The organism is Corynebacterium sp. CNCTC7651, assembly GCF_021496665.1.
In the GTDB taxonomy this organism is placed as follows: domain Bacteria; phylum Actinomycetota; class Actinomycetes; order Mycobacteriales; family Mycobacteriaceae; genus Corynebacterium.
The window spans coordinates 1,152,595-1,168,895 of sequence record NZ_CP071246.1; the positions used below are offsets into that span (position 1 = coordinate 1,152,595).

Sequence of the window (16,301 nt, forward strand, 5' to 3'; positions counted from 1 at the left end):
GGGTCATTAAGCCCAATTATTTGGTTCAACAACGAGGAATGGAGCTCACTGTGGCAGAAAGCAAGAACTCCTTCAATGCTAAGAAGACGCTCGAGGTCGGCGACAAGTCTTACGACTACTTCGCGCTCGACGCCGTCGAAGGCATGGAGAAGCTTCCGTACTCCCTGAAGGTGCTGGGCGAGAACCTGCTGCGCACCGAGGACGGCAAGAACGTCACCGCAGACCACATCAACGCAATCGCGAACTGGGACCCCTCGGCAGAGCCGTCCATCGAGATCCAGTTCACCCCGGCCCGCGTCCTCATGCAGGACTTCACCGGCGTGCCGTGTGTGGTTGACCTCGCCACCATGCGTGAGGCCGTGTCCGCCCTCGGCGGCAGCCCGGAGCAGGTGAACCCGCTGAACCCGGCAGAGATGGTCATCGACCACTCCGTGATCATCGAGGCTTTCGGTTCGGAGAGCGCTCTGGACAAGAACGTCGAGATTGAGTACGAGCGCAACGAGGAGCGCTACCAGTTCCTGCGCTGGGGTGCGGAGAACTTCTCCAACTTCCGCGTTGTCCCGCCGGGAACCGGCATTGTCCACCAGGTGAACATCGAGTACCTCTCCCGCGTTGTCTTCGACAACGAGGGCGTTGCGTACCCGGACACCTGCATTGGTACGGACTCCCACACCACCATGCAGAACGGCCTGGGCATCCTGGGCTGGGGCGTTGGCGGCATCGAGGCTGAGGCCGCAATGCTCGGCCAGCCGGTCTCCATGCTCATCCCGCGCGTTGTGGGCTTCAAGCTCACCGGCGAGATTCCGGCCGGCGTGACCGCGACCGACGTCGTGCTCACCATCACCGAGATGCTGCGCCAGCACGGCGTGGTGCAGAAGTTCGTCGAGTTCTATGGCAACGGTGTCAAGCAGATCCCGCTGGCAAACCGCGCCACCATCGGCAACATGTCCCCAGAGTTCGGCTCCACCTGCGCGATCTTCCCGATCGACGAGGAGACCATCAACTACCTCCACCTCACCGGCCGTTCCCAGGAGGACATCGACCGCGTCGAGGCATACGCCAAGGCACAGGGCATGTGGCTGGAGCAGGACGCTGCTGAGGCTGAGTACTCCGAGTACCTCGAGCTGGACCTCTCCACCGTCGTGCCGTCCATCGCTGGCCCGAAGCGCCCGCAGGACCGCATTCTGCTGTCCGAGTCCAAGTCCACCTTCCGCGCACAGCTGCCGGACTACAACACCGCTGGCGACGAAACCTTCGAGCCGGTCCGCGCACCGAAGGTAGACACTGTCTCCTACAACGAGTCGTGGCCGGGCAACGGCGAGTCCGCTGCCGAGGGTGCTGAGGGCCGCGCGTCCAAGCCGGTCATCGTTGAATCCCCGCAGGGCGGCGAGTACACCCTCGACCACGGTGCTGTGGCCATTGCCGCCATCACCTCCTGCACCAACACCTCCAACCCGTCCGTCATGGTCGGCGCGGCGCTGCTGGCACGCAAGGCAGCCGAGAAGGGCCTGAAGGCAAAGCCGTGGGTTAAGACCATCATGGCTCCGGGCTCCCAGGTCGTCGACGGCTACTACGAGCGCGCCGACCTGTGGAAGGACCTCGAGGCTGTGGGCTTCTACCTCACCGGCTTCGGCTGCGCGTCCTGCATCGGTAACTCCGGCCCGCTGCCGAACGAGGTCTCCGAGGCCATCAACGAGTTCGACCTCACCGCGACCGCTGTGCTGTCCGGCAACCGCAACTTCGAGGGCCGCATTTCCCCGGACGTGAAGATGAACTACCTCGCGTCCCCGCTGCTGGTCATCGCATACGCCATCGCCGGCACCATGGACTTCGACTTCGAGACCCAGCCGCTGGGCCAGGACCAGGACGGCAACGATGTCTTCCTGAAGGACGTGTGGCCGTCCACCGAGGAGATCGAGGAGACTATCGCCTCCACCATCTCCCGCGAGATGTACGAGGCTGACTACGCCGACGTATTCAAGGGCGACGAGCAGTGGCAGGGCCTGGACATCCCGCAGGGCCAGACCTTCGCGTGGAACGAGGACTCCACCTACATCCGCAAGGCACCGTACTTCGACGGCATGCCGACGGAGCCGGAGGCAGTCACCGACATCGAGGGCGCCCGCGTGCTTGCCAAGCTGGGCGACTCCGTGACCACCGACCACATCTCCCCCGCTTCCTCCATCAAGCCGGGCACCCCGGCCGCTGACTACCTGGATTCCCACGGTGTGGAGCGCCACGACTACAACTCCTTCGGTTCCCGTCGTGGTAACCACGAGGTCATGGTCCGCGGCACCTTCGCCAACATCCGCCTGCGCAACGAGCTGGTGGATGAGCAGGGCGGCTACACCCGCGACTTCACCAAGGAAGGCGCGCCGCAGGACTTCATCTACAACGCGGCGATGAACTACGAGGCTGCGGGCATTCCGCTGGTCGTGCTCGCAGGCAAGGAGTACGGCACCGGTTCCTCCCGTGACTGGGCTGCAAAGGGCACCAACCTCCTCGGCGTGCGCGCCGTGATCGCGGAGTCCTTCGAGCGCATCCACCGCTCCAACCTGATCGGCATGGGCGTGCTGCCGCTGCAGTTCCCGGAGGGCGAGTCTCACGGCTCCCTGGGCTTGGACGGCACCGAGACCTTCGCAATCTCCGGCATCACCGCCTTCAACGAGGGCGAGGAGATTCCGCGCACCGTCCACGTCACCGCCACCAAGGACGGCGGCGAGACCGTGGAGTTTGACGCAGTTGTCCGCGTGGATACGCCGGGTGAGGCGGAGTACTACCGCCACGGCGGCATCCTGCAGTACGTGCTGCGCCAGATGGTGAAGAGCTAGCTCCCACTAGTTCTCGCCTGAGGGGCTGTCCGGGTAGCCGGGTGGCCCCTCTTCTTACGTCGTCAAGCAAAGGCCCCCGAGGAAGGAAACCCCGTGCCCGTCATCAGCGATGCTGAGCTGAACCGCCGCCGCCAAGACATCATCGATGCTGCACGCGGGTGCTTTGCGCGATACGGGTTCGAGGGGGCGACCGTGGCGCGGCTGGAAGCGGCCACAGGCAAGACGCGCGGCGCCATCTTCCACCATTTCGGGGACAAGGAGTCGCTCTTCCTCGCCATTGCGAGCGAGGACGCGGAGCGCCAGGCGGAGGTGGTGTCCCGCAACGGCCTCGTGGAGGTGATGCGCGACATGCTGCACCACCCGGAGGAGCACGATTGGTACATCACCCGCAGCGAGATCATGCGCAAGCTGCGCACGGACCCGCAGTTTGAGCAGCGGTGGCGCGAGCACCAGGGGGTGCTGGACCGCGCGGTGCGTGAGCGCCTCGCATCCAACGCGGGCATGCGCGACGATGTCACCGTGGACCTGATCCAGACCTACCTGGAGACTGTGCTCGAGGGGTTCATCACCAAGCTCGCGGCAGGAGAGCCCGCGGAGCGGCTCGAGGCCATGCTCGATCTTGTGGAACAGTCAGTCCGCGGCCAATTCGGGCAAATAGACCAAGCGGTATAGAATCGCCCGCATGGCTCACCTCTTGTTCCTCTCCCTCCGCAACGGCGACATCGGCCCCCAGGTCGCGCGCGCCGAGTACCACGACGCGTTGAAGTCGGCCGGGCTGGATGAGGTGGACCTTGAGCTGCGCATCATCGACTCCCCTGACGCCGAGCTCGGCCCGCTTGACGGCATCTCCGGAGTCATCGTCGGCGGCAGCTCCCTGAACGTCACCAACTCGGAGCCTTCGCTTTACGACGATTACCAGGCCCACGTCCACGCCATCCTCGGCGAGGTGGTTAACTCCGGCCTGCCGGTCTTCTTCGTGTGCTTCGGGCTGTCCTGGCTGGTGGACCACTTCGGCGGCGCGATCGGCCACGACCACGCGGAGGATTCCGGGCCGACGACGGTGTACGTAACCGAAACGGGCCGGTCCGATGTGCTTTTGGGTGGTGCACCGGCCGAGTTCGCAGCGCTGACCGGGCACACCGAGAACCCCCAAGAGCTTCCATCTGAGCTGACGCTGCTCGCAACCGGCCCGGACGGGCTGATCCAGATGGTGCGCTACGGCGAGCACATCTGGGCCACCCAGTTCCACGCGGAAATGGATGCGGACGCGATGCGCACCCGCATGGACTTCTACCACGACTACGGCTACTTCGCGCCCGAGGCCTACGCCCGCATTGTGGCGGACCTGCCGAACCACGATGTGGCAGCGGCGAACGGTTTGGTCCGCCGCTTCGCAGAGTACTGCGCGGCGCGGTAGGCACCCAACCCCTAGATCGCGTACAGCTGCCCCGGCAGCGGGGCCGCGCGGCCCTCGCTCCGGCTCTTAAGGCAGCTCGGTGACCGGGGTGGTGCCGTCCTCGAACTCGAACGGGTTCGGGGTCAGCAGCTCGTCGCGCGAGACAGCCTCCACGATCACCTGGGCGACAAGCTCGCGGGACGTGGTGGAGTCCGCGTCGCGTGCGCTGCTGAGCACGTTGATGCCGTTGGAGCTTTCGTCGGTAAGCTTCGTCGGTCCCAGGATGACGTACGGCAGGTTCGACTCCAGCAGACGCTTGTCCACCGCCTTCTTGCTTTCGACATAGGCGTACCAGGACCCGCCGTCGTCCTCAGCGGTATTCGTGGTGGCGCCGGCGTAGGACACCATGACCAGGCGTGGGGCGACTTCGTCGAACATCTCGAGGGCGTCGATGAGCTTCATCGCGGCATCACGGTCAACGTCGTAGGTGCGCTCCGCGGAGCCGCCGCCTGCGCCGGCGGACCACACGATCACGTCGAACGGGGTAACCAAGCGCTCCCAGTCCGCGGTATTGAGGTCCGTCAGGTCCTGCACGATCACGGTCGCGCCGTGGTCCTTCAAGCGCTGGGCGTAATCCGGGTTGCGCACGAGCGCGGAGACGCGGTGGCCAGCCTCAATCAGCATGGGCACGGAGTGCTTGGAGACGTTGCCGCCAGCGCCGATGACAAGGACGTGGAGCTGGTCAGTTTCTGGAGTAGTCATGGGCCCCACCGTAGCGATTTCATTCTGGCAGCGTCGCCGCGTCGCGCCGCACTAGCGCGATGACGCCCGCCGCGAGAAAGAGCGGCAGCCCGCACATGATCCAGGCGTAGAAGAGGCCGATCGCCCAGAGCCCCGTCCCGTCGTTGGCGTAGCGGAATGTGTCTATAACGAACGCGAGCCCCACACCCACCGTCGCAGCCAGCGCCCCGAAAAGCGGGCCGGTCACGGCGCGGGCGGGTAGCTTCCTCGTGGCGATCAACACTGCGACGAGGACGACGGGGATGAGGACGGAGGAAAACCAATCGTCGATACGCAAAAGCGAGGAAAGCGTGAACCCTGCAGCCGTGACCGCGGCCCCGATCCCCGCCATGAGCAGCGCATACGCGGCGTTGGACCAGCGCCCGACCGGCGGAACCGGCGTCTCGAGGCGCTTGCCGACGGTCGCAACGAGCGCGCTGAGCACCACGGCAGGGAGCGCGAGAAGGAGCCCAGCGTTGGTAAGCACCGTCAATACAGTGTCCATGCCGACACGTTACCAGCCGCGCGATAGGGTTTTCCCCATGCACGCAATCATCACCACCACCGGCGCGGACCGGGTGGGCATCATCGCCGGCATCGCCAACGCGGCTGCGGAGCGCAACCTCAACATCGTGGACCTGTCGCAGACGCTCATGGATAACTTCTTCACCATGATCATGCGCGTGGAGCTGCCGGAGGCTGCCGACGGCACTCCTGTGGATATGGGTGAGCTGCAGCAGCACCTCGCTGCCGCGGGTGAACGGCTGGGCGTGATGGTGCGCATCCAGGCGGAGGACCTGTTCACCGCGATGAACGAGATCTAGGGGCCGACACGCATGGCAACTGACTTCGACTTCAAGGCCCGACGCATCCTCGACGTCATCCAGATGATTGAGGATTACCGCCTGGACATCCGCACCGTGACCATGGGCATCTCGCTCATCGGCTGCACGCGCCCCACGATGGAGGCGACCGCCCAGGCAGTCTACGACCGGGTCATGGCGCGCGCCGCCAACCTCGTGCCGGTGTGCGAGGGCATCGAGCGCGAGCTGGGCATCCCGATTGTGAACAAGCGCATCTCGGTCTCCCCCATCGCGCTTGTGGCTGCTGGCTCCGATGGCAACCCCGTCGAGGTCGCCCGCGCCCTTGACCGCGCGGCAGGAGAACTTGGGGTGAACTTCGTCGGCGGCTACTCCGCCCTCGTGGAAAAGGGCGCCACGCGTGCCGACGCTCGCTTGATCAACTCCATCCCCGAGGCACTGAGCGAGACGAATAACGTCTGCGGTTCCGTGAACGTGGCCACCTCGCGCGCGGGTATCAACATGGATGCCGTGGCCGTGATGGGCCGCGTGATCAAGGAGGCAGCGCAGCTGACCGCGGACCGCTCCTCCATCGCCTGCGCCAAGCTGGTCGTCTTCGCCAACGCCGTCGGGGACAACCCCTTCATGGCCGGCGCTTTCCACGGCATCGAAGAGCCGGACACCGTGGTGTCCGTCGGCGTCTCCGGCCCCGGCGTGGTGGACAACGCGATCGGCACCCTGGAGGGCGCAAGCCTCAACGAGGTTGCCGAAGAGATTAAGAAGGCGGCCTTCAAGATCACCCGCGCCGGGCAGCTCGTGGGCAACATGGCCGCGGAGCGCCTTGGCGTGCCGTTCGGCATCGTGGACCTCTCCCTCGCCCCGACGGCGGAGATCGGAGACTCCGTCGCCCACATCCTGGAGCACATGGGCCTAGACCAAGTGGGCACGCACGGCACTACCGCCGCACTCGCGCTGCTGAACGATGCCGTGAAGAAAGGCGGCATGATGGCCTGCTCCCGCGTCGGAGGCCTCTCCGGCTCTTTCATCCCCGTCTCGGAGGACCAGGGCATGATCGACGCGGTGCGCGCCGGCTCTATCACCATGGACAAGTTGGAGGCCATGACCTCCATCTGCTCCGTGGGCTTCGACATGATCGCCATCCCCGGCGACACCTCCGCCGAGCTCATCGCGGGCATGATCGCAGACGAGGCCGCCATCGGCGTGATGAACCATAAGACCACCGCAGCGCGCCTCATCCCGGTGCCGGGCACGAAGCCCGGCGATGAGGTGAACTTCGGCGGCCTCCTCGGTTACGCCCCGGTGATCCCGGTGAGCCAAGTGGGCAACGCCGCTTTCATCAAGCGCGGCGGTTTCATCCCCGCCCCAGTCCACGGCTTCCGCAACTAGGGGTTGAACACGGCTCGCCTTCCCGATTACTCTGTACGCAAAACCGTACAGATCAAATGGGAGGGTTAGTCGTGAGAATCATGTCCTACACGGAGTCCCGCGCCAAGTATGCAGACATGCTCACTTCAGTAGTGGATGACTGCGAAGAAGTCATCATCACCCGCGCAGGCCACGAGCCCGTAGTTGTCGTCTCCCTGGCTGAGTACGAGTCCCTCAAGGAGACCGCCTACCTGCTCCGCTCGCCCGCAAACGCACGCATGCTGAAAGAACGGATTGCCCGGGTGGAACGGGGGCAAGCGGAAGAGCACGAGCTCATTGAGGATGACACGTGTTAGTCCGTTGGGAGCGGGACGCATGGGAAGAATATTGCCGGAGGCAAATTGAGGATCGGAGGATCCTCAAACGAATTAACACCCTGATCACTGACGTATTGCGGAACGGCAATGAGGGTATTGGTAAACCGGAACCGCTGAAGCACGACTTTTCGGGGTACTGGTCACGCCGCATCAACAGCGAACACCGGCTGATTTACAAGATCGACGACGGCGGCATAACCATCGTTGCTTGCCGCTACCACTACGGTGAATAAACGCCGTTAGTACTTCCGGCCCACCGTGAAGTACGCGAGCCATCCGACAGTGTTCAGCACCGGAATGGTCGTGGCCCACAGCCACTTGGGGCCGCGGAGCGAGCGATCGTCGACACGCGCCAAGTCCCACAACGCCGCGCCCTTAGCCGCGGTGTCCACCGCAGCCAGGATGCCGACAAAGGTTCGCTGCTCGTTAGACATCGCGTTCCAGCCGTCGCGCAAGGTATCCAAAAACGTTTCGTTCGAAGCCATAGCTGCAATCCTACGCGAGCGCAGGCCCGCACAACCTGTGTACTAGATTCATGTGAATGACCGTCGCTCGCCCCTTCCTGCTGCTCAGCACACGTCCCGAGGATGCCGCGTCCGCCGAGGAGTACGCCTCCTTCCTCTCCAAAATGCGCATCCCTGAGGAAGCGTTGGAGCAGCGGCGCGTCGAGTCCGCCCCGCTCGGCGACGTGGATCTGGACAAGTACTCCGGGGTGCTCCTCGGCGGCAGCCCGTTCAACAACACCGACGAGGTGAAAAGCGACGTGCAACTGCGCGTTGAGCGAGAAATCGGCGCGCTGGTGCGCGAGATCATCGAGCGGGACTTCCCCATGATGGGCGCCTGCTACGGCATCGGCATGGTGGGCGGCGCCATCGGGGCCCGGCTTGGCGACGAGTTCGCGGAGGAAGCTGGCATGATTGAGCTTTTGCTTACCGACGACGGCAGGCACGACTCCCTCCTCGAAGGCTTCCCGGAGGCTTTCCCTTCCCTAGTCGGACATAAGGAGGCGATTTCGGAGCTGCCCGTGGAGGCGACGCTGCTGCTCACCGGCCACGCGTGCCCCACCCAGATGTTCCGGGTGAAGGAGAACGTGTACGCAACCCAGTTCCACCCGGAGCTCACGGCGCAGGCGCTGGAGGCGCGCTTGCGCCTGTACGCGCACATGGGGTACTTCCGCCTCGATGCCTTCGAGGACATCTTGGCAACTGCGTACGCCCACGAGTACTCGTGGTCCAACCGCATTCTCTACAACTTCGCGGAGCGCTACCGCCAGTTTTAACCTGGCCTTCAGTAGCGGATGTCCACTTCAGTGTGCATCCGTCGCGTTTTCCCTACCATTCGCGGCCCTTTCGCGTTACCCTCGCCCCACCAGCACACGAAACATCCGAACCATTGCTGGTGCTAAAGCGAAAGGAACAGCTGTGTACGACGATTACCACCAGGGGTACGACCCGACTGATTACGTTCAGAACGATTTCGATCCCCATACCAATGAAGTTGACGTCATCTTCGACTGCGATGACGACGGTGAGGAGGTTGGACTCACCGTCAGAGGCACCTCCGATGGCCCCGCAATCATCTCCCGCATCCTGGAGTCAATCGCTGTCCACGATGTGAACGTCTCCGATCCCTTGCAGGGCATGAAGGAGGTGTTAGAGAAGTGCGGGGGTTTCGAATCCATCCGAGTGTTCCGCGGCAATTCCGAAGCCGTCCAACTACTGCCGGAACTCACCCCGGAATTCTTCGACTACGCGCTGCCGCCGCGGGGTCCGGGAGGAGGCGACAGGGTGTGGCACCTCCGCCTGGACTACCCCGGTAAGGAGATCGCCATCAAACATCCAGACGGCCCCGCGGTGCTCCGCGGCCCGTTCGATGCCCCAAGTGCGAAGGAGCTCAGCACGACGTTTTTCACCCAGCTGACTGAGGCGTTGGACCACTACGCCCCAGCCGCCACTGCGGGCAGCGCCTTCATCGTTTTCAAGCGCGACGCGGCCGAGGTTTCCGGCGTGCATATTCATCTGCCCCAGAACGGGCCCGATGCGTTGAGCTGCGTGTTGACGTGGTTGAAGGACACTGACCGCTCGATCGTCAGCCAACCAGAAAGGGCAGCAACCGGCATCATCCGTGCATGTAAGGGCATCGACCCCGTTGTTGTACCGTTCCGATGGGCAGAGGAGCGCTACGCCGCCGACTGCTTGACGTTTTCCAACGACTGCCCAATCATCGTTGTGGATTGCCCCGAAACCATGCTCCGGTTACACAATGCAGACGGGTCCTTGATCGCGGAATCGAAGCTGCACAAGACTGGCGCCGGCCAGATCCGGAAGGAGCTGCACCAGGTCTTCCGCGAGGAGGGGATATCATTGGCACCCGATTACCACGATCGATACGGCTGGCAGCGCAACTACGCGGGGAGGAGAATGGCGCCGTTCTAAGCCAGCCCCTCCTCCGGATTGCGCTTGACCGTCTCGTAGACCGCGTTCTGCTGCGGCGGCGGGGCATCCCCGGAGGCTGCGATGACGGAAATCGTGCCGTCGGTCTCTAGAATCACTGCCTGCACGTCATCCAGGCTCGCTGCACCGCTATTACGCACCGCCTGCAGGATCTCCCGCTTAGTCACCCGCTCCGTGCGCATTGTGTCGAGTAGATACTCCCCGCTGAAAAACAGCAGCGCTGGGTCAGCCTTAATAAGCCGCTCGAAGCCGTCGGAGCGGAATGCAAGGCGGGAGATCAACCACTGCCCGCCCAGCAGCACCACGATCGCGGTGACCGATTGCGCGAGCTTGAGGTCCTGGGTAGTGAGTGTGCTGGCGAAGATGGAGCCGATCGCGATGGTGATGATGAAGTCGAAAATGTTGAACTTGGACAGCGATCGTTTGCCGCTGATCCGCAGCATGACAATCAGCGTGACATAGATAATTAGGCCCTTGACAACTGTCGAGGCGATCGTGCCCCACTCAGAAAGGAAGATTTCAGGCATCAGGCTAGCTCCACGATTTCCATATATTCGTCGCTCCAGAGGTCCTCGTCACCCTCCGGCATAATGATCACGCGCTCCGGCTCGAGGGCCCGCACCGCGCCGGGGTCGTGCGTGACCAGCACCACGGCACCAGTGTAGGTCTTCAGCGCGTCGAGGACCTGCTCGCGCGACTGGGGGTCGAGGTTGTTCGTCGGCTCATCGAGCAGCAGCACATTCGCACGGGAAGACACCAGCGTCGCCAGGGCGAGGCGCGTCTTCTCGCCGCCCGAGAGCGTGCCCGCCGGCTGCTCCAGCTTGTCGCCGGAGAACATGAAGGCGCCGAGCAGCCCGCGAAGGTCCTGTTGGCCTGCATCGGGGCACGCGTCGATGGTGTTCTCCCACACCGTCTTGTCGCCGTCGATGGTGTCGTGCTCCTGCGCGAAGTAGCCGATCTTGAGGCCGTGGCCGGTGACAAGGCCGCCCTCACCGTCGGTGCGTTCCACACCCGCCAGCAGCTTCAGCAAAGTGGTTTTGCCGGCGCCGTTCGTGCCCAGCACCACCACGCGAGACCCCTTGTCGATGGCAAGGTCCACGCCCGCGAACACTTCGAGGGAGCCGTACATCTTCGTCAAGCCCTTGCCGTAGAGGGGGGTCTTGCCGCATGGTGCCGGCTCCGGGAAGGAGATGGCGGCGAACTTGTCGGCGACGCGGACCTCATCCAGCTCGCTCATCATGCGGTCGGCGCGGGCCAGCATCTGCTTCGCCGCTGCGGCCTTCGTGGCCTTCGCGCCCAGCTTCGCAGCCTGCTTCTGCAGCGCGGCCGCTTTCTTCTCGGCGTTGGCGCGCTCGCGGCGGCGGCGTGCCTCATCCTCGGCGCGGGCCTTCTGGTAGGTGGAAAAGCCCATGTTGTACACGTCTGCCTCGGCGCGCACGGCGTCGAGGAACCAGACTTTGTTGCAGACGTCGTCAAGCAGCTCGACATCGTGGGAGATCATGATCAGCCCGCCGTCGTGCTTGGAAAGGAAGTTCCGCAGCCAGGCGATGGAGTCCGCGTCCAGGTGGTTCGTCGGCTCGTCGAGAAGCAGTGTCGTGCTCGACTTGCCCGACCCGGAGCGGGATGCGAAGAGGATCTGCGCGAGCTCGACGCGGCGACGCTGACCGCCGGAGAGGGTCTTCAGCTGCTGGTCAAGCACGCGCGATGGAAGCCCGAGGTTGTCGCAGATCTGGGCAGCCTCCGCGTTGGCCTCGTACCCCCCGAGCGCGTCGAAGCGCTCCTCCAAGCGCGAGTACTTGCGAATCGCCTTGTCTCGCTCTTCCCCCTCGGTGGTCTCCATGATGGCCTGCTGCTTTGCCATGGACCGCTGGATCTCATCCAGCCCGCGGGCGGACAGTACGCGCTCGCGCGCCGTCTGAGCGATATCGCCCTCTTTAGAGTCCTGCGGCAGGTACCCGATCTCGCCGGAACGGGTCACGGAACCGCCGTACGGCTCAGTCTCCCCCGCCAGGATGCGCATCGTCGTGGTCTTGCCCGCACCGTTGCGCCCCACCAGCCCAATGCGGTCGCCGGGCTGGACCCGGAGGTGCTGGCCGGGTGCGTCGAGCAGCGTGCGGGCACCGACGCGCACCTCGAGATCATTGGTGACAATCACGTCATGCCACCTTACGCGGGCAGGCCCGCCGGGTTAAACCGCGAAGCCGAGGGCACGCAGCTGCTCGCGGCCCTCCTCGGTGATCATGTGCGGACCCCACGGCGGCATCCACACCCAGTTCAGGGCGATGTCGTCCACCGCAGTGTTGTCCACGACGGAGATGCGGGCCTGCTCCTCGAGGACATCGGTGAGGGGGCACGCGGGCGACGTCAGCGTCATGTGGATGACGGCAACGGTCGGTGCCTCGGTGCCGTCCTCCGCGGCGCCGCCCTCGATCCAGATGTCGTACACCAAGCCAAGATCGACAACGTTAATGCCCAGCTCCGGGTCGATCACGTCGCGCATGAACTCCTCGACGTCAGCCGCGAGCTTGATCTGCTCCTCGGTTTGCGCCGGGCGTTCGCCCACCTGGCCGAAGGTCGCGCCTTGGGCTTCGTTCTGCTGCTCTTCCATGTCCTAATCCTCCCTCTGCTCGACGGCCTCGGCGGCCGCTGCCTCAAACGCCTTCCATCCCAGCAGCGCGCACTTCACGCGGGCCGGGAACTTCGCGACGCCCGCAAAAGCCACGCCATCGCCGATCATCTCGGCGTCGCCCTCGACGATGCCGCGGGACGTCACCATCTCCTCGAAAGCCTGCAGCTTCTTGAATGCCTCGCCCACGCTCTGGCCGATGAGCTCCTCAGCCATCACCGAGGTCGAAGCCTGGGAGATGGAGCAGCCTTCCGCGTCGTAGGAGACATCCTCGACGGTCTCGCCGTCGCTGGAAAGCTGGATGCGCAGCGTCAGCTCGTCGCCGCAGGACGGGTTGACGTGGTGCACCTCAGCCTCGAACGGCTCGCGCAGGCCGGCGTGCTGGGGGTTCTTGTAGTGGTCCAGGATTACTTCCTGGTACATCGCTTCGAGGTTCATCGAGCGAAAAACTCCTTCGCTTTGCGGATGGATGCAACCAGGGTATCCACCTCATCCAGCGTGTTGTACAGGTAGAAGCTCGCGCGCGAGGTGGACTGCAGGTCCAATCCGCGGTGCGCGGGCCACGCACAGTGGTGTCCGGTGCGGATGGCTACGCCCTCCGCGTCGAGCACCTGGCCAAGATCGTGCGGGTGCACGCCTTCGACCGTGAACGCGATCGCCCCGCCGCGCTTTTCCGCGGTGAGCGGGCCCGCAATCTTCAACCCCTCAACAGTCTGCATTTGTTCCAACGCGTACGCGGTGAGCTTCTGCTCGTGCGCCGCAATGTTGGCCATGCCGATTTCCTCGAGGAACTCCACCGCCGCGCCCAGGCCGACCACCTGGGACGTCATCTGCGTGCCGGCTTCGAACCGCTGCGGCGCCGGAGCGTAGGTGGAGCCCTCCATGCGCACGACCTCGATCATGGAGCCGCCCGTCAAGAACGGCGGCAGCTCGTTCAGGTGCTTGGAGTAGACCGCGCCAACGCCGTTCGGGCCGCACATCTTGTGGCCGGAGAACGCGGCGAAGTCCACATCCAACTCCCGGAAGTTCACCGGCATGTGGGGTACGGACTGGCACGCGTCCAGCACCGTCAACGCACCAACCTCCTGTGCGCGGCGCACCATCTCCTCCACGTCGGCATGGGCACCTGTGACGTTGGACTGGTGCGTGAACGCGACCACCTTGACGGTGTCGTCCAGCTCCAACGAATCAAGATCGATTCGCCCGTCCGGGGTCATCGCGTACCACTTCAACGTGGCGCCGGTGCGCCGGCACAGCTCCTGCCACGGCACAAGGTTGGCGTGGTGCTCCAGCTCGGTGATCACCACGGTGTCGCCCTCGCGCACCTGGAGGTCTCCGGCGCGGTCATCGCCCAGCACGTACGCAACCAGGTTCAGCGCCTCGGTGGCGTTTTTAGTGAACGCGATCTCGTCCCCGTCAGCGCCCACGAACGCGGCAATACGGTCTCGCGCCGTCTCGTAGGCGTCCGTCGCCTCCTCGGCGAGCTGGTAGGAGCCGCGGTGCACCGGCGCGTTGCAGCCCAGCACGAAGTCCCGCTCCGCATCCCACACGCGCTGCGGCCGTTGCGAGGTGGCACCTGAATCCAAGTACACCAGCGGTTTGCCGTCGCGCACGGTGCGGGACAGGATCGGAAACTCGGCACGGATCGCGTCGGTGTTCAGCGGGGAAGCGGACACGCCGCCCTCGCCGCCGTCAGCAAGCAGATAGCCCATTAGATGAACTTCTCGTAGCCCTCGGCCTCGAGCTGGTCAGCGAGCTCGGCGCCGCCGGTCTCCACGATCTTGCCGCCGGCGAAGACGTGGACGAAGTCCGGACGGACGTAGTTGAGGATGCGCTTGTAGTGGGTGATCATCAGCACACCGCCGCCGGTCTCCTCCTGGTAGCGGTTGATGCCCTCGGAGACGATGCGCAGCGCGTCAACGTCCAGGCCGGAGTCGGTCTCATCCATGACGGCGAACTTCGGCTTCAGCAGGGAAAGCTGCATGACCTCGTGGCGCTTCTTCTCGCCGCCGGAGAAGCCCTCGTTCACGGAGCGCTCGCTGAAGGAGGCATCCATGGCCAGGGCGTCGCGCGCAGCGTTGAGCTCAGAAACCCATTCACGCAGCTTCGGGGCCTCGCCGCGCACGGCGCTGACTGCGGAGCGCATGAAGTTGGAGGAGGACACGCCCGGAACCTCAACCGGGTACTGCATAGCCAAGAAGAGGCCGGCGCGTGCGCGCTCGTCGATGTCCAGGTCGAGGATGTTCTCGCCGTCGAGAAGCACCTCGCCCTCGGTCACCTCATAGCGCGGGTGGCCGGCGATGGTGTAGGCGAGGGTGGACTTGCCGGAGCCGTTCGGGCCCATGATCGCGTGGGTCTCGCCGCCGTTAATGGTCAGGTTGACACCCTTGAGGATCGGCTTGGCCTCCTGGCCCTCCTCCGTCGGCAGGACGTTTGCGTGCAGGTTCTTGATTTCCAGAGTGGACATAGTTTTCCTTTAGTTGTTGTTCTGCTCGAGCTCGCCGGCGACGCGCGCGATCAACTCGTCGCGCACGGACTCCACCGGAATCTGGTTGAGGACCTCGTTAAAGAAGCCGCGGATGATCAGGCGCGTCGCCTCCTCCTCGCGGATACCGCGGGAGCGCAGGTAGAACAGCTGCTCCTCATCGAAGCGGCCGACGGTAGCGGCGTGACCGGCACCGGCAATCTCGCCGGTCTCAATCTCCAGGTTGGGCACTGCGTCGGCGCGGGCGCCGTCCGTGAGCACCAGGTTGCGGTTCGTCTCGTAAGTGTCGGTGCCCTTCGCGGCGGCGCGGATCAGCACGTCGCCCACCCAGCAGGTGCGTGCCTCCGGCAGGCCCGAGGACTTGTCGCCCTGCAGCGCGCCCTTGTACAGCACATTGGAGCGGCAGTTCGGCACAGAGTGGTCCACCAGCATGCGGGTCTCGATGTACTGGCCGTCATCGGCGAAGTACACACCGTTGAGCTCCACGTCCGCGCCCGGCTCGGCAAAAGTCACGCGCGGCGACACGCGGACAATTTCGCCGCCGAAGGCTGCAACGGTGTGGCGCATGACGGAATCGCGGTTCGCCCGGATCGCCTGCTGCCCGATGTGCACGGCGTCGCGCGCCCACTGCGTATCGACGACAGCGTTGAGCCGCGCGCCCTCCCCCACATGGAAGTTGAGGTTGTCTGCGTGGATGCCGGAGCCCTCGTAGCGCACGATCACAGTCGCCTCGGAGTGGCGGCCGGTCTCCACCAGGATGGTGGCGAAGGTGGTGTTGTCCAGGCCGGCACCAGTGATGGTGACCTCGATCGGGGCGTCGAGCACGGCCTCCTGCGGCACCGAAATGATCGTGCCGTGCTTCGCGGAGGTCCACGCCTGGGCAGCAACGCGGTCGGCCGGGCCGCCGCACACCTTCAGGCGGTCGTCGTCCGCGCCGACTTCTTCGACGGTGACCTCGGAGGGTGCGTCGACACGCAGCTGCACGTCGGTCTGTTCCGGGAAGGTGCCGTTGTGCAGGCCGCGGATACGGCGCAGGGATATGAAGCGCCAGACCTCGTCGCGGCCGCCGGGGACCGGGAAATCCTCCACGTTGAAGGACTGGAACACGTCGCCCTTGGTGTTGTGCGGGGTCGCGTTCTGGACAGGGTTTACAACTTCAGTCATCGG

19 protein-coding genes are annotated in these 16,301 nt (G+C 64.6%); 9 read left to right on the forward strand and 10 right to left on the reverse strand.

Annotated elements, in window-relative coordinates; genetic code table 11:
* The first annotated feature begins 50 nt into the window (after window positions 1–50).
* The 3 genes from acnA to JZY91_RS05555 all read left to right on the forward strand — a co-directional run bounded on the left by acnA (window position 51) and on the right by JZY91_RS05555 (window position 4,248).
* The gene (gene acnA / locus JZY91_RS05545) at window positions 51–2,831 is read left to right on the forward strand and encodes an aconitate hydratase AcnA (protein WP_234948933.1); all 2,781 of its coding nucleotides are present in this window, start codon (window positions 51–53) and stop codon (window positions 2,829–2,831) included.
* 93 nt (window positions 2,832–2,924) lie between these two features.
* On the forward strand, window positions 2,925–3,503 hold the full coding sequence (locus tag JZY91_RS05550; RefSeq protein WP_234948934.1) for a TetR/AcrR family transcriptional regulator: 579 nt from the start codon (window positions 2,925–2,927) through the stop codon (window positions 3,501–3,503).
* A gap of 10 nt (window positions 3,504–3,513) precedes the next feature.
* Window positions 3,514–4,248, forward strand: coding sequence for a gamma-glutamyl-gamma-aminobutyrate hydrolase family protein (locus JZY91_RS05555; RefSeq protein WP_234948935.1), 735 nt, complete (start codon window positions 3,514–3,516; stop codon window positions 4,246–4,248).
* A gap of 66 nt (window positions 4,249–4,314) precedes the next feature.
* Here the strand turns inward: JZY91_RS05555 and JZY91_RS05560 are convergent, their stop codons facing one another.
* Window positions 4,315–4,989, reverse strand: a complete 675-nt coding sequence (locus tag JZY91_RS05560; RefSeq protein ID WP_234948936.1) for an NAD(P)H-binding protein — start codon at window positions 4,987–4,989, stop codon at window positions 4,315–4,317.
* 19 nt (window positions 4,990–5,008) lie between these two features.
* Window positions 5,009–5,512: a hypothetical protein gene (locus tag JZY91_RS05565; protein ID WP_234948937.1), complete on the reverse strand. Its 504-nt coding sequence runs from the start codon at window positions 5,510–5,512 to the stop codon at window positions 5,009–5,011.
* A 37-nt stretch (window positions 5,513–5,549) separates the two neighbouring features.
* On the opposite strand from JZY91_RS05565, the gene JZY91_RS05570 reads away from it, so the two are divergent.
* The 4 genes from JZY91_RS05570 to JZY91_RS05585 all read left to right on the forward strand — a co-directional run bounded on the left by JZY91_RS05570 (window position 5,550) and on the right by JZY91_RS05585 (window position 7,803).
* On the forward strand, window positions 5,550–5,831 hold the full coding sequence (locus JZY91_RS05570; protein ID WP_234948938.1) for an ACT domain-containing protein: 282 nt from the start codon (window positions 5,550–5,552) through the stop codon (window positions 5,829–5,831).
* A gap of 12 nt (window positions 5,832–5,843) precedes the next feature.
* Window positions 5,844–7,214: a PFL family protein gene (locus JZY91_RS05575; protein ID WP_234948939.1), complete on the forward strand. Its 1,371-nt coding sequence runs from the start codon at window positions 5,844–5,846 to the stop codon at window positions 7,212–7,214.
* A gap of 71 nt (window positions 7,215–7,285) precedes the next feature.
* Window positions 7,286–7,549, forward strand: coding sequence for a type II toxin-antitoxin system Phd/YefM family antitoxin (locus JZY91_RS05580; RefSeq protein WP_234948940.1), 264 nt, complete (start codon window positions 7,286–7,288; stop codon window positions 7,547–7,549).
* Complete coding sequence (locus tag JZY91_RS05585) at window positions 7,543–7,803, forward strand: Txe/YoeB family addiction module toxin (protein WP_234948941.1); 261 nt, start codon at window positions 7,543–7,545, stop codon at window positions 7,801–7,803. The genes JZY91_RS05580 and JZY91_RS05585 overlap by 7 nt, the downstream gene beginning before the upstream one ends.
* Before the next feature lie 6 nt (window positions 7,804–7,809).
* Here JZY91_RS05585 and JZY91_RS05590 read toward each other — a convergent pair whose 3' ends face one another.
* A complete protein-coding gene (locus JZY91_RS05590) occupies window positions 7,810–8,055 on the reverse strand; it encodes a PLDc N-terminal domain-containing protein (RefSeq protein WP_234948942.1) in 246 nt (81 codons plus the stop codon).
* Window positions 8,056–8,111: 56 nt separating this feature from the next.
* On the opposite strand from JZY91_RS05590, the gene JZY91_RS05595 reads away from it, so the two are divergent.
* A complete protein-coding gene (locus JZY91_RS05595; RefSeq protein WP_234948943.1) occupies window positions 8,112–8,849 on the forward strand; it encodes a glutamine amidotransferase in 738 nt (245 codons plus the stop codon).
* Window positions 8,850–8,991: 142 nt separating this feature from the next.
* Window positions 8,992–10,005 carry a hypothetical protein gene (locus JZY91_RS05600; RefSeq protein ID WP_234948944.1) on the forward strand — a complete coding sequence of 338 codons (1,014 nt, stop codon included), beginning with the start codon at window positions 8,992–8,994 and terminating at the stop codon, window positions 10,003–10,005.
* On the opposite strand, the gene JZY91_RS05605 is transcribed toward JZY91_RS05600, so the two are convergent.
* The 7 genes from JZY91_RS05605 to sufD are packed head-to-tail and all read right to left on the reverse strand — an operon-like array spanning window position 10,002 to window position 16,298.
* Window positions 10,002–10,550 carry a DUF421 domain-containing protein gene (locus tag JZY91_RS05605; RefSeq protein ID WP_234948945.1) on the reverse strand — a complete coding sequence of 183 codons (549 nt, stop codon included), beginning with the start codon at window positions 10,548–10,550 and terminating at the stop codon, window positions 10,002–10,004. The genes JZY91_RS05600 and JZY91_RS05605 overlap by 4 nt on opposite strands.
* Window positions 10,550–12,178, reverse strand: coding sequence for an ABC-F family ATP-binding cassette domain-containing protein (locus tag JZY91_RS05610; RefSeq protein ID WP_234948946.1), 1,629 nt, complete (start codon window positions 12,176–12,178; stop codon window positions 10,550–10,552). The genes JZY91_RS05605 and JZY91_RS05610 overlap by 1 nt, the downstream gene beginning before the upstream one ends.
* Window positions 12,179–12,211: 33 nt before the next feature.
* Window positions 12,212–12,631 carry a metal-sulfur cluster assembly factor gene (locus tag JZY91_RS05615; RefSeq protein ID WP_234948947.1) on the reverse strand — a complete coding sequence of 140 codons (420 nt, stop codon included), beginning with the start codon at window positions 12,629–12,631 and terminating at the stop codon, window positions 12,212–12,214.
* Between the two features lie 3 nt (window positions 12,632–12,634).
* Window positions 12,635–13,087, reverse strand: a complete 453-nt coding sequence (gene sufU, locus JZY91_RS05620; RefSeq protein ID WP_234948948.1) for a Fe-S cluster assembly sulfur transfer protein SufU — start codon at window positions 13,085–13,087, stop codon at window positions 12,635–12,637.
* A complete protein-coding gene (locus JZY91_RS05625; RefSeq protein WP_234948949.1) occupies window positions 13,084–14,361 on the reverse strand; it encodes a cysteine desulfurase in 1,278 nt (425 codons plus the stop codon). The genes sufU and JZY91_RS05625 overlap by 4 nt, the downstream gene beginning before the upstream one ends.
* A complete protein-coding gene (sufC, locus tag JZY91_RS05630; protein ID WP_234948950.1) occupies window positions 14,361–15,116 on the reverse strand; it encodes a Fe-S cluster assembly ATPase SufC in 756 nt (251 codons plus the stop codon). Before sufC ends, JZY91_RS05625 begins: the two co-directional genes overlap by 1 nt.
* Before the next feature lie 9 nt (window positions 15,117–15,125).
* A complete protein-coding gene (sufD, locus tag JZY91_RS05635; protein WP_234948951.1) occupies window positions 15,126–16,298 on the reverse strand; it encodes a Fe-S cluster assembly protein SufD in 1,173 nt (390 codons plus the stop codon).
* Between the last annotated feature and the right edge of the window lie 3 nt (window positions 16,299–16,301).

What these genes read in the sequence shown, in the direction of transcription:
- sufU (WP_234948948.1), bottom strand. Translation starts at nt 13,087, where the DNA reads ATGAACCTCGAAGCGATGTACCAGGAAGTAATCCTGGACCACTACAAG.
- sufD (WP_234948951.1), bottom strand. Translation starts at nt 16,298, where the DNA reads ATGACTGAAGTTGTAAACCCTGTCCAGAACGCGACCCCGCACAACACC.
- JZY91_RS05565 (WP_234948937.1), bottom strand. Translation starts at nt 5,512, where the DNA reads ATGGACACTGTATTGACGGTGCTTACCAACGCTGGGCTCCTTCTCGCG.
- JZY91_RS05605 (WP_234948945.1), bottom strand. Translation starts at nt 10,550, where the DNA reads ATGCCTGAAATCTTCCTTTCTGAGTGGGGCACGATCGCCTCGACAGTT.
- JZY91_RS05560 (WP_234948936.1), bottom strand. Translation starts at nt 4,989, where the DNA reads ATGACTACTCCAGAAACTGACCAGCTCCACGTCCTTGTCATCGGCGCT.
- JZY91_RS05575 (WP_234948939.1), top strand. Translation starts at nt 5,844, where the DNA reads ATGGCAACTGACTTCGACTTCAAGGCCCGACGCATCCTCGACGTCATC.
- JZY91_RS05590 (WP_234948942.1), bottom strand. Translation starts at nt 8,055, where the DNA reads ATGGCTTCGAACGAAACGTTTTTGGATACCTTGCGCGACGGCTGGAAC.
- JZY91_RS05595 (WP_234948943.1), top strand. Translation starts at nt 8,112, where the DNA reads ATGACCGTCGCTCGCCCCTTCCTGCTGCTCAGCACACGTCCCGAGGAT.
- JZY91_RS05555 (WP_234948935.1), top strand. Translation starts at nt 3,514, where the DNA reads ATGGCTCACCTCTTGTTCCTCTCCCTCCGCAACGGCGACATCGGCCCC.
- sufC (WP_234948950.1), bottom strand. Translation starts at nt 15,116, where the DNA reads ATGTCCACTCTGGAAATCAAGAACCTGCACGCAAACGTCCTGCCGACG.
- JZY91_RS05625 (WP_234948949.1), bottom strand. Translation starts at nt 14,361, where the DNA reads ATGGGCTATCTGCTTGCTGACGGCGGCGAGGGCGGCGTGTCCGCTTCC.
- JZY91_RS05570 (WP_234948938.1), top strand. Translation starts at nt 5,550, where the DNA reads ATGCACGCAATCATCACCACCACCGGCGCGGACCGGGTGGGCATCATC.
- JZY91_RS05615 (WP_234948947.1), bottom strand. Translation starts at nt 12,631, where the DNA reads ATGGAAGAGCAGCAGAACGAAGCCCAAGGCGCGACCTTCGGCCAGGTG.